The organism is Nocardia sp. NPDC051787 (assembly GCF_040681325.1).
GTDB lineage: Bacteria > Actinomycetota > Actinomycetes > Mycobacteriales > Mycobacteriaceae > Nocardia.
In genome coordinates, this window is record NZ_JBFAYO010000001.1 from 24,641 (window position 1) to 36,434 (window position 11,794).

Consider the following 11,794-nt stretch of genomic DNA (forward strand, 5'->3'; position numbering starts at 1 on the left):
CTCACAACTTCTCTTCGGAGGCCTGCACATAGACGACGCCCTGCCCGACGCAATGCAACTGCATCGCCTCGCCGGCACCGCGGCCGACCGCGTCCCGCCAGCTCAGCGCCGTCTTCAGCTCGGTCTGCACGTTGCCGTAGGCGGCGACGAACGCTTGCGGGTCGACCACGATCGGATTCGGGCCGCCCACTTGCAGTTCCAGGAACCCTCCGTGCGCGAGCAGCACCGCCGCGCCCTGCCCGGACAGCTGGGTGGTGAACATGCCTTGGCCGGTCAACGCGCCCGACGCGGCGCCGCGCAGCGCGCCCATCAGGCCGCCGCCACCGCCTCCGCCGCCCGAACTCATCACCGACACCACCGAACTCTGCAACCCGGCGGTGTTGGCCAGCAGTCGCGAAGCCTCGACGCGCAGTGTCGCGCCCGGCTGCATGTGCACCACATGCACTTCCAGGCCCGCGAACCCGTAATGCACCTCGCCGGTGCCCTGCGCCAGCATGGTGCGCTCGTGCTCGCCCGCCATCGCGCGCCCGGCCAGCCGCATCACGCCACCCATGCCGCCCATCCCCTGGCCGCCCGGAATCTGATGCGGCGCAAAGGAAACGTCGCCGGTGTAGAACAGCATCGCGCCGTTGCGGGCGACCACGCCGCCCGCCATCCCGACGTCGACTTTGACGACCTTGCCGTTGACATTCTCGAACATCGCTGGTCCCTACCGTTCCGCAGGCTGGATCGACACCACGCCCTGCCCATCCCAGCGCAGCGAGAACGCCTCGCCGGCGTCTTGGCCGACGAAACTGCGCCAGGACACGTCGGTGACGAACGACTGGTTGAGGTTGCCGCGCGCGGCGACGAACGCGTCCGGGTCCACCACCAGCGGATACTGCGGCGACACCCCGAGGTGAATGAGCGGCCCGCCCGCCGAGAGCAGCGCGACCTGCCCCTGGCCGGAGACGGTGGTGGTGAACAGGCCCTGCCCGGAGGACGCGCCGCGCACACCGGCGAAACGCACGTCGGTGCGCAGGTTCCCGGCGAAGGCGAGCAGCTGCTGCGACTCCACTTGCAGCGTCTCGTTGTTCAGGTCGACCACGGTGACATGCTGGCCGGTGACCGCGAAGAAAACCCGGCCGTTGCCGGAGCACTCCATCAGAGACAGCTTCTCGCCGGTCGCCCGCCGCTTGAGCCCGGCGAGCACGCCGTCGCCCCCGCCGAAACCGGCCGACTTGAACTGTACATTTCCTTCATAGGCGATCATCGAGCCGGAAATCGCCCTGAGGCTGGTTCCGGCGAGGTGGGCCTCGATCACCTTCTTCGATTGCTCGAACAGTTGCGCCATGGAGTGTTTGCCTGCTGTCTCGATCGGGAACACGGTGTGATCGCCGTATTCCATTCTGCGTGCCGTCACCCTAACCGATGTGCCGGCGCGTGTCGGGGTAGCGCGGCCGCTCCGTACGAGCGGTGCCGAGCGCGTTTCTCGTAGAGTGTCAGGCGTACGCACCGACAAGCGAAGGGTCGAACTTGTCCGCAACACTCGCCAAGGGCCAGAACGGTCCGCTGGCCACCAACGACGTGGTGATTTCCGTCCAGCTCCCGACGCCGGCGGATCTGTCGGCACTACTGGTCACCGAGCGGGGCAAGGTCCGTTCCGACGCCGACTTCGTCTTCTTCAACCAGCCGGCCGGTCCCGGCGTGAATCTGCAGCCCGCTCCCGCCGGACAGCCCGCGTCTCTGGCGGTGTCGTTGAACGCGGTGCCCGCCGACATCGACCAGATCCGCGCGGTGATCACGCTGGACGACGCGAACAGCACCTTCGGCCAGTTCGCCGCGCCGACCGCGATCGTGTCGGACGCGGCGGGTAACCGCCTGTACGAGTACCGGATCGACGGCCTGAACACCGAGTCGATCGTGATCGCGCTCGAGCTGTACCGGCGCCAGGGCGCGTGGAAGGTCCGCGCGGTCGGACAGGGCTACGCCGGTGGGTTCGCCGCGCTGGTCACCGACCACGGTGTCACCGTCGACGACACGCCAGCCCAGCCCGCGCAGGCTCCCCAGCCCGCGCAGGCTCCCCAGCCCGCGCAGGCCCCTCCGCCTCCGCCTCCGCCTCCGCAGCCCGCGCAGGCCCCGCCGCCTCCGCAGCCGCCCGCCGACTACCCGCCGCCGACCACCCCGGCATACCCGACGCAGCAGCAGGCGCCGCAGCACTCGCCGCCCGGTTCGTACCCGCCGCCGCCCGGTCCCGGTTACCCGCCGCAGGGCGGTCCGGGCTACCCGCCGCAGGGCGGTCCGGGTTTCCCGCCGCCCGGCCCGGGTTACCCGCCGCCGCCCGGCCCGGGTTACCCGTCGGCCCCTCAGCCCGCGCCGCCGCCTCAGCAGCCGCAGCAGCCCCCGGCAGAGGTCAGCTTGACCAAGGACCGGCCGGTCAGCCTGGTGAAGGGGCAGCGGGTCACGCTGCGTAAGGAAGGCACCGCGCTGACCTTCGTCAAGATGGGTCTCGGCTGGGATCCGGTGCGCAGCCGCGGCATGTTCGGCAACCGCACGGTCGATATCGACCTCGACTCCTCGGTCATCATGTTCGCCGACATGAACCCGGTGGACGTCGCCTACTACGGCCAGCTGACCTCCAAGGACGGCTCGATCCGCCACCAGGGCGACAACCTCACCGGTGAGGGCGAAGGCGACGACGAGGTAATCCTGGTCGACTTGACTCGTGTTCCGGCGCATGTGACCACGCTGGTGTTCATCGTGACCTCCTACAAGGGCCACACGTTCGAGCAGGTGCAGAACGCGTTCTGCCGCTTGGTCGACGGCGCCAACAACGGCGAATTGGCCAGGTACACCCTCGCGGGCGGCATGCCGTTCACCGCCATGGCGATGGCCAAGCTGTACCGGGTGGGCAACGATTGGAAATTGCAGGCGCTCGGCGAGGGCTTCCAGGCCAAGCATCCCGGTGAGGCCGTGCCGCAGCTCGGCCGGTTCCTCGTCAACGGTTGATCTGCGGGGCGAACAGCAGGGCGGATACGTGATTCAACTGAAGGCCGGTCAGAACATTCCGTTGACCGGTGAGGTCGTTCGTTTCAGTGCGAAAGCCGAGGCTGCCCTCGATGTTTCCGCGCTGGTGGTCGCCGAGAACCTGAAGGTGTTCTCCAGCGACGATTTCGTCTTCTACAACCAGCCCGGCACGGCCGGTGTCGCTTTGGCCGCCGACGGGGTGACGATCACCCTCGCCGACGTCCGTCCGGACGCCAAGGCGGTGTTGCTGGTGGTGAGTGCCGATCCAGCCGCGCCTCCGAGCGGTGACGGGCTCGGGCCGGTGACCGCGACGCTGTCCGAGAACGGCAGCGCCACAGCGGAATTCGCAATGGCATCGACAGCGGGCGAGACGGCGCTGATCTGCCTCGAGGTGTACCGGCGCGGCCCGGCGTGGAAGCTGCGTGCCGTCGGCCAGGGCTATGCGGGCGGACTCGCCGTGCTGCTCACCGCGCACGGCGTCGACGTCGACGGTGATGCCGCACCGCCCGCACCCGCACCGCAGCCGGACGCGCACACCGTGGCCGATCCCTTGGCGGACGATGCGACCAGCGGCGCGCCGCTGGAAGTCGGACACGGCCTGGAACGGCTGTGGATGGTCTTCGAGGACGCCGCGCGGTCGGCCGCCGCTCTCGTCTCGGCGCGCGAATACGCGGCCAAGCGATTGGATCACGAGCTGTCGCTTGCTGTTTCCGATCCCGCGACGAGGAACACCCCGGCGGCCGAGGAGGCTCGCCGCGCCGCGCAGCAACGCAACGACGAGCTGATCGCCGTCGCCGAGCACAACCACCAGCGCGACGCCGATCAGCTGAGGCGCGAACTCGCCGAGGCCGACCGGGTGCTACCGCCCGCGCTGGCGTCCTGGGATTCGCCCGCCTGGGACAAGCCGCCCGCGGCGAGCGATGGCATCCGGCTCGGCGAGCTCTACGCGCTCGATCGCGGCCCGCTGCGCATCCCGTATTGCGTTCCCGTGCCGCTGAATCGGCCGCTGTGGATTGATACCGAGTCCACCCGCGCCGTCGCGCCCGTGGTGGGAGCGCTGCTCGCACGACTGCTCGCCACGACGCCGCAGCGGCGGGCACTGGTCGACATCATCGACCTGACCGACGCGTTCAGCGGCTTCACCGGCCTGCTCGCGCCGGTGCTGAACGGACCGCCGGTCACCGACCACGCCGATATCTCGGCACGCTTGCAGGCACTGGTGGACGCCGCCGAGCTCGCCGAATTGGCATATAGCAGTGGCGCTTTCACGCCGCCGAGCGAACACCGGGTCCTGTTGGCAGCGGATTTTCCGCATGGCTACCAGAGCTCGGATGCGCAGCGCATCGGTGCGCTGATGGCGCGCGGCGACCTGATCGGTCTGTCCACGGTGATCGTCGGCGCCAACGAATCCGATTCCGCCGACGCCACCGTGGCGTTGCTGTCGCAGTCGTGCAGGCACCTGCCCACCGTCGGCGGTACCCCGCTGTTCGATCCGTGGACCGGCAGCGCGTGGCAGCTGGATCTCGATATGCTGCCGCAGGAGCCGGGGCAACAGGCACGCTTCCTGCGCACCCGGTGAGCGCTCGAGGTGGCTGATCGGCCGGGCGGTCAGCCACGTGCGACGGTCACCCGTGGCCGCAGCGGCTCGGGTAGCCATGGCAGCAGCGGATCCGGCATCCGGTCGACAACGCCACCGGCCGGGTCGTCGACGTAGTCGCGGCGGACCAAGTCTTCCTCCGGACGGTAGATCTGGCGCACGATCAGGGCGCACAGCCCCACCACCGCGAGGTCACGCAGCACCACCGTGCCGGTGAACCACTGCTCGGGCAGTCCCTTGCGGTCCAGGCCGAGGTAATAGAACATGCGCGGCACCCAGACCAGCGTGTCGACGGTCATCCAGGCCAGCAGGATGCGCCGGTGCGGCAGCGCGAGCACGGCGAGCGGCACCAGCCACAGCGAATATTGCGGGCTCCACACCTTGTTGGTCAGCAGGAAGGCCGCGACCACCAAGAAGCACAGCTGTGCCAGCCGCGGGCGCCGCGGCGCGGTGAGACCGATATAGCCGATCACCGCGCACGCCACGACGAACGCGAGCAGTGAGACCGCGTTCAGGATGACCGGCTGCTCCCCGTGGTCGAGTACGCCGTCGAAACCGCGCCAGCCGGTGAACGAGGAGATCACGTTGTAGATCGAGTCCGGATCGGCGTGCCGGGTGGTGTTCAGCCGGAAAAACTCTCGCCATCCGTTCGGGTACAGCGCGGCGATCGGCAGGTTCACCGCCAGCCAGGTACCCAGTGCCGCGGACACCGTGACGGACGCGGCGCCGAGCGGGCGGGCGCTGAGGAATTGGACGCGGTAGGGCGTCTCACGTACCCACGCCAGGAACGACGGCCAGCCGTCCACATCGCGTATCCGCAGGCCGAGGTGGTTGCGCGGAATCCGCTGCATCGTCTCGCTGCGCAGGCACAGCACGACGATGGGTCCGAGCAGCAGCAGCGGATACAGCTTCGCGGCGCCGCCGAGACCGAGCAGGATGCCGGCGAGCACGGGTCTGCGCCGGGCCCAGGCGAGCAGACCGGTCGCGGCGAAAGCCGTTGCCAGGGCGTCGAAATTGGTGAACGCGTGCACGATCACCAATGGCGAGCAGGCGACCAGCGCCGCGTCCCAGATCCGGCGGCCGGCCAGCAGCGCCGAGCCCCAGATGGTGACCAGCCAGGCCATCGCGAGCCCGAACGCGACGACGTTGAAGTAGATCACCACCTGCAGCGCGCCGGGCAGCGGCGCGGCGTCCCAGCTCTTGGCGATCCGCATCGCGAAATACTGGTACAGGCCCGAGAGCACCGGGTATTCCATGTACCGGACTTCCCGGCCGCCGTCGGGGGTTTGCTCGATCCAATGTTTCTTGTACGGGAAGGCGCCCTCGTTCAGTCGTTCCGCGCCGTAGAGCGGCACGGTGTCCGAGTAGCACATGGCCACGTATTGGCGGCCGTTGTTCCAATCGAGGGTCAGGTCGCCGTCCGCGCCGGTGGTCTGCTGAATGCAGCCCGCCTTGCCGAACCAGCCGAGTGCGAGGAACACGACCGCGAATGCCAGCAGCACACGCATCGGCGTCCAGAACCGCACCCGTCCGATCAGGGCGTGATCACCGACCGGCCCGCCGATCACCGTGGACAGCTGGGCGGTGAGCGAATCGTTGCGGCTCGGCCGGTCTCGCGCGTCCGCCGAGCGGAGATCCGGTGCGAGCGGGGCGGGCGCGGCGTAGTAGGCCCCACCGGCCCCTACCCGGTCGGATAGCGGCGCCCTCCCGTTCCGTGGCTCCACCAGCTGCTGATCGGTCACGGAACCCGAGGCTACCGGCCCCGGGTCGGGGGTGCTCCAGTCGTCCCCGCGTCGTTGCCGTTCCCGTTGTTGCCCGCGCGTGGCGTGCCGGTAGCCGTCGGGGACGAACCGTCGGTGGGTGCCACCGGCTGGCCGGGAAGCGGGCCCGCGTCCTGCTCACGCTGCTGCTGTGAGCGCGGCTGCTGGGGTGCGGGCTGAACGCCGGGGACCGGGATGACGATGCCGGGGAAAACCTCCACCTGCGTCGGCGCGACTACGACCGGAGGCAGCAGCGGGGAATCGACGGCGGACGGCGGGGTGTAGGGCGCCGACCATTCGGGAACACCGGCCTGGCCCTTGATCGGGGCGGGCTTCGGGAAGGCTTCGTTCGTGGTGCCCTTCATGGCGCCGTCCATCGTGGCCTTCCAGATATCCGATGGCAGGCCGGAGCCGTAGATCATGCCGCCACTGGCATTGCGCAACGGATCGCCCTGCTCGGTGCCGACCCAGACCGCGGTCGACAGCGACGGGGTGTACCCGACCATCCAGGCGTCCTTGTTCTCGCCCGTATCGCCCAGCTGCGCGGTACCGGTCTTGGACGCCGATTCGCGGCCGCCGGCCAGGCCGTGGTTGCGCGAATAGCCCGCGATCGGCTTCATCGCGGCGGTGACGTTGTCGGCCACCGCCGCCGAGACGCGCTGCTCGCCGGCGACCTCACCGCGGTCGAGCAGGACCTGGCCGTCGGCGGTCACCACCTTCGACACGAAATGCGGTGCGTGGTAGACGCCGGAGGCCGCCAACGTCGCGTAGGCGGAAGCCATGTCGAGCGGCCGGGCCTGGTACTGGCCGAGCACGATGCCGTTGTTCGGGCCGGAGCCGTCCGGCTCGGTAAGCGTCTTGCCCACGCCCGGAATAGTTTCCGGGATGCCGAGCTTGTGCCCCATAGCGGCGATCTTCTGCGGGCCGTTCTGCATGTCCAGCTGCATGCGGTAGAAGCTGGTGTTCAATGACCGTTTCAGCGCCTCGGCGATGGTGCACATGCCGCACTGCTCGCCCTCGACGTTGGTGATCTTGATGCCGTTCACGGTGATCGGCGAGCTGTCGTACATCTGCGAGAGCGGGATGCCCATCTCCAGGTTCGCCGCCAGGCCGATGACCTTGAACGAGGAACCGGTCTGCAAACCCGCGTTGGCGAAGTCGTAGCCCTGTCCGTCGTTGCCGCCGTAGTAGGCGCGCACCGCGCCGGTGCGCGGATCCACCGAGACGACGGCGGTGCGCAAGTTCTCCGGCTCGCCGTCCATATTCTTCGTGACCGCGTCGACCGCCGCCTGCTGCGCCTTCGGGTCGATCGTGGTGGTGATCTGCAGACCCGCGGTGTTCAACTGCTGCTCACTGATGCCCGCCGCGGAGAGCTCCCGGAGTACCTGAGACTTGATCAGGCCCTCCGGTCCGGAGTCCTGCTCCTTGTCCCTGGTCGCCGCGAGCGGGACCACCTGGGGATACTGCAAGCCCTGCCGCTCGGACGCGGGCAGGTTGCCGCTGGAGACCATGCCGTCGAGCACGTAGTTCCAGCGGGTCTTCGCGCCCTCCGGATTCTTCTCCGGGTCCAGGCTGGACGGCAGCTGGATGGTGGCGGCGAGCACCGCGCCCTCGGCGACGGTCAGTTCCTGGACCGGCTTGCCGAAGTAGGACTTGGCCGCCGCGTCGATGCCGTAGGAGCCACGACCGAAGTAGATGGTGTTCAAGTAGGCGGCGAGGATCTCGTCCTTGCTCCACTGGCGTGCCATCTTGGCCGAGATGACCAGCTCACGCATCTTGCGGGTGAGCGAGCGCTCGTCACCGACCAGCGCGTTCTTCACGTACTGCTGGGTGATCGTCGAGCCACCACCCGCGCTTTCCTTGCCCAGGACGTTGTCCCTGGCCGCGCGTGCGAAGCCAGAGATCGAAAAGCCGGGGTTGGTGTAGAAATCCCGGTCCTCGGCCGCCATCACCGCGTTGCGCACGTGCGGCGGAATCTGCTCGATGGTGACGTCGGTCCGGTTGCCTTCCGGCGGAACGACTTTACTGATCACGGTGTTGCCATCGGCGGCGAGGATGGTCGCGACCTGGTTGGTCTTCAGGTCGCCCGGCTGCGGCACCGACACCGTGGTGTACGCGGCCAGGAAGATGCCGCTGGGCACCAGGATGGCCAGCGCGACGAGGACGTAGAGGGTCCGGCGGACGATGCGCCAGGGCGACTTCTTCTGCTCCGCGGGCCGACGCCTACCTGGTCCGTCGGAGCCGCCGCTACCACCGCCACGGCGCGGGGGCGGGCCGGAGGGCGGGCCACCCGCGGTCTGCCTGCGTTCACCGGTGCTGGGCCCGGCTCCGGGCACGCGACGGCCGTTGCGATCGACCGCAGGGCGCTGGCCGGTGGTCGGGCGGGGACCGGTGGCCGGACCGCGCCGGCTGCGCTCGGCCGCCGTCTCGGTCGGCGAGCCGGGGCGCTGGATCTTCTGGGTTGCCTGCGGGCCGGGGGCGCCGCGATCGGGCACGCCGCGATCCGGCTGCGGCGGGCGCCCAGATTGCGGTGGACGGCCCTGCTGGGCCGGGCGCCCCTGTGGCGGGGGTACGGGACGGCGCGGCGGCTGCGGGCCGCGCGGCTCGCCGGAGAACGGGGCGCCGGGACGCGCGCCGGGCGGAGTGCCCGGGCGGGCGCCGGGCGGAGGCCCGGGACGGGGATTCTGGTACGGGTTGGGACCTGGAGGTGAATTGCGTTGCGGACGGCTGCCATGTGGTTCATCGCCGTAAGGGGACTCGTAGGGCGAATTCACTGACAAGATCTCCATAACTCGTAGCGGTCCAGGTGGCTATCGGCGGTGGTCACCGCGGCGGACACAGGCCAGTTCCGCGAGTCACCCGCCGGGCAGATGACCAGGCACTTCATTCGGCGGCGGTGCGCCGGTTCGCGCGTGTCCCGGTGCGGCGGCGTGGTGGTGCCGGCGCGGAACCGAGCACATAGGACTGCACCAGATGATTCCAGCTGCAGGTCCGGCAAACCTCGACGACATGAACCGAGAACTCCTCGCGGGTCTCGGCGAGGCGCGTGAGCTCCTCGGGTGTGCGAGCCGATCCGGCGACGGGTCCGAGGCCATCGCCGAAGACCCAGGATACGAGGGTCAGCTGTTCTTTCCTGCAGATGGGGCATGTGACCTCGCTCCCCCGGCCGTGGAACTTCGCCGCACGCAAGAGATAAGGATTCGCATCACACACCTCGGCGACATCGACACGGCCCGCATAGACGTCAGCCAGCAGCGACCGGCGCCGGAGGGCGTAGTCGACCACTTGCCGCTGAATTCGCACGAGAACCAGAGTAGCGGTGTTGCCATCGGGCCGCCCCGGGCTGTGCGGATTGCCCGATCGGCGATCCGTGCGCGTACCGGCGCGTCGCGGTCCCGGTCGGACTACGATCCGTCTGTGTCCACCGCAGCACCCGGGCGCATGCGCGCGCGTGACCTCGACCGCGCCGCCGCGTCCAGCCTGCTGGATGCCGCCTACGCCGAGGGGCAGCTCGGCGCCGACGAGTACCACGACCGAATCGCGCAGGCGGCGGCCGCGCGCACGCTCGGCGAATTGGCCCGGCTCACCGCTGATCTGCAAACCCCCGGTCGGTGGTCGGTGGTCGCCGGCGCGGGGGAGTTCGCCGCCGATCGGCCGCCGGTCACGCGAAAAGTGTTGCGGCGCTCGGCATTCGGAACAAGTTATCCCGGTCACACCCGGGCGCGTGATGCCGATCGCGCCACTACGCGCGAACTGCTCGACCTCGCCCGCGCCGACGGCCAGCTGACCGAACAAGAACACGACACCCTCACCGAACTCGCCGCCGAGGCGCGCACCCTGGGGGATCTGGACGATCTGGTCGCGGACTTGCAGCGGCCCGGCAACCTCGCCCCGCCGCCACGTCCACCGCGCTCGCGCCGCCGCCAGTGGTACCTGGGTGCCGTCACCGTCGCCGCGGTGACGGCCGCCTGCGCCGGATTCCTCGCGGTCACCCGGGCGGCGGACGAACCGCGACCCGCGGCGCAAGCCGCGCCCGTGGTCGATCCAGGAACGGTGCAGCCGTTGGTGGTCCCGACGCCGAGTCTGGTCACCACCGACGGAATCACCACGTTCCTGCGGAACTACCAGCGGAAATTCGGGGACCTTCAGGTAGACGAACTGCGCATGTACGACGAGTACGCGTCGATCGTCCGAGCGGTGCCCGGTCAGCCGAACCGAAAGGTCGAGTACGACTACCGCGGGGGTTTCGTGCAGTCCCGGCAGATCGAAACACGCAAAGCCGACACGCCGTCGGTCGATCTGGGTGGGTTGAACGTGGAGGCGCTCGGCCGTGCGCTCGCCGACGCGGCCACCATCACCCGAGTTCCCGGTGGCGTCATCTCGCATTTCGCGGTGCGGGTGAACGACAACAGGGTCTCCGCCGAACCCGGCAACCAACCCGTCATCGAGGTCTACGTGAGCAACTCCGTCAGGGAGTCCGGCCACTTCATGATGACCCCGGCGGGCGAGGTGCGCCGCGTCTGGCCGTTCAAGGGATAAGACCATGGCGACAACCCGATACAGCGGCATTCGCGCCCGCGACACCGATCGCGCCGACGTGTGCGGACTGCTCGACGCCGCGCTGGCCGACGGACAGCTCACCGACAGCGAGCACGCCGCGCGGACCACCACGGCCATGCGCGCCAAGTCCTTCGGTGAACTCGACGCGTTGATCGGTGACCTGCAGATTCCGGGCGAGCTGGCGAACGCCCCTGTGGTCCGGGTGGACCGGCGTCGTCCGCGGCGCCGGCTGGCGCCGCTCTCGATCGTCGTAGCGGCTGCCGTGGCCGGTGCGATGGTCGGCGCGTTCAGCCGGTGTGGCATAGATCTGCCGGGGTCGTCGGAGAACGTTCCAGATCTGACCACCGGTGCGGGTCTCGCCTACTTCCTCGCGGAGTACCGGGCCGAATTCGGCGATCTGACCGCCGACGAGGTGACGCTGTATCCGAAGTACGTGATCGTGGACCGGCAGACGCCGGGCAACGCGGCCGAGACCAGTGACTACCGCTACAACGGCGACTTCCGCACCTCCACCACCTCGGAGCGCAAATCCGGGACGCGCACCTTCGACCTCGCGACCGTCGACGTGCCTGCCATCGCCCGGCTGCTGGCCGGTGCGCCGGAGACGGTGCGGCTCCCGGACGGTGTGATCACCCACGTGGTCGTCGAGTATTCGGCGCACAGCACCGTCGACCTCGGCCCCGTGATGGACATCCACGTCAAGGGCAAAGGCAGCGCGTCCGGCTATGTGCGGGTCACTCTGACGGGCGAGCCGCTCGCCGTCTATCCGCCCTCTCGCTGAACTGGCACCTCGTCCACCGATCGGCGACGACTGTGCACGGATGTATCGCTCCGATATAGTGGAAAGTCGCATCCATCGGTTAGGTCTGAA

8 protein-coding genes and 2 pseudogenes are annotated in these 11,794 nt (G+C 69.2%); 5 read left to right on the forward strand and 5 right to left on the reverse strand.

What is annotated here, in order from left to right; all coding sequences use genetic code 11:
* Position 1 precedes the first annotated feature (1 nt).
* Positions 2-700, reverse strand: coding sequence for an AIM24 family protein (locus AB0M45_RS00140; protein WP_364320742.1), 699 nt, complete (start codon positions 698-700; stop codon positions 2-4).
* A 9-nt stretch (positions 701-709) separates the two neighbouring features.
* On the reverse strand, positions 710-1,333 hold the full coding sequence (locus AB0M45_RS00145; RefSeq protein WP_364321710.1) for an AIM24 family protein: 624 nt from the start codon (positions 1,331-1,333) through the stop codon (positions 710-712).
* Between the two features lie 182 nt (positions 1,334-1,515).
* On the opposite strand from AB0M45_RS00145, the gene AB0M45_RS00150 reads away from it, so the two are divergent.
* Together AB0M45_RS00150 and AB0M45_RS00155 are read left to right on the forward strand one after the other, a co-directional pair.
* Positions 1,516-2,988: a TerD family protein gene (locus AB0M45_RS00150; RefSeq protein WP_364320745.1), complete on the forward strand. Its 1,473-nt coding sequence runs from the start codon at positions 1,516-1,518 to the stop codon at positions 2,986-2,988.
* 28 nt (positions 2,989-3,016) lie between these two features.
* Positions 3,017-4,585, forward strand: a complete 1,569-nt coding sequence (locus AB0M45_RS00155) for a TerD family protein (RefSeq protein ID WP_364320748.1) — start codon at positions 3,017-3,019, stop codon at positions 4,583-4,585.
* 29 nt (positions 4,586-4,614) lie between these two features.
* Here AB0M45_RS00155 and AB0M45_RS00160 read toward each other — a convergent pair whose 3' ends face one another.
* From AB0M45_RS00160 to AB0M45_RS00170, 3 genes are all read right to left on the reverse strand, one after another.
* Positions 4,615-6,327: a glycosyltransferase 87 family protein gene (locus AB0M45_RS00160; RefSeq protein WP_364321713.1), complete on the reverse strand. Its 1,713-nt coding sequence runs from the start codon at positions 6,325-6,327 to the stop codon at positions 4,615-4,617.
* 29 nt (positions 6,328-6,356) lie between these two features.
* Positions 6,357-8,699, reverse strand: a complete 2,343-nt coding sequence (locus AB0M45_RS00165) for a transglycosylase domain-containing protein (RefSeq protein ID WP_364321715.1) — start codon at positions 8,697-8,699, stop codon at positions 6,357-6,359.
* A 547-nt stretch (positions 8,700-9,246) separates the two neighbouring features.
* Positions 9,247-9,666, reverse strand: coding sequence for a DUF5318 domain-containing protein (locus AB0M45_RS00170; protein ID WP_169811140.1), 420 nt, complete (start codon positions 9,664-9,666; stop codon positions 9,247-9,249).
* Positions 9,667-9,804: 138 nt separating this feature from the next.
* On the opposite strand from AB0M45_RS00170, the pseudogene AB0M45_RS00175 reads away from it, so the two are divergent.
* From AB0M45_RS00175 to AB0M45_RS00185, 3 genes and pseudogenes are all read left to right on the forward strand, one after another.
* Positions 9,805-9,969 (forward strand): annotated as a pseudogene (locus AB0M45_RS00175) (DUF1707 domain-containing protein); the annotation flags it as partial.
* 120 nt (positions 9,970-10,089) lie between these two features.
* Positions 10,090-10,902 (forward strand): annotated as a pseudogene (locus AB0M45_RS00180) (DUF1707 domain-containing protein); the annotation flags it as partial.
* Positions 10,903-10,906: 4 nt separating this feature from the next.
* On the forward strand, positions 10,907-11,704 hold the full coding sequence (locus AB0M45_RS00185; protein WP_364320752.1) for a DUF1707 domain-containing protein: 798 nt from the start codon (positions 10,907-10,909) through the stop codon (positions 11,702-11,704).
* The last annotated feature ends 90 nt before the right edge of the window (positions 11,705-11,794 follow it).

Bases quoted from the DNA above. Each gene is read 5' to 3' on its own strand.
- AB0M45_RS00185 (WP_364320752.1), top strand. From the start codon at position 10,907: ATGGCGACAACCCGATACAGCGGCATTCGCGCCCGCGACACCGATCGC.
- AB0M45_RS00140 (WP_364320742.1), bottom strand. From the start codon at position 700: ATGTTCGAGAATGTCAACGGCAAGGTCGTCAAAGTCGACGTCGGGATG.
- AB0M45_RS00145 (WP_364321710.1), bottom strand. From the start codon at position 1,333: ATGGCGCAACTGTTCGAGCAATCGAAGAAGGTGATCGAGGCCCACCTC.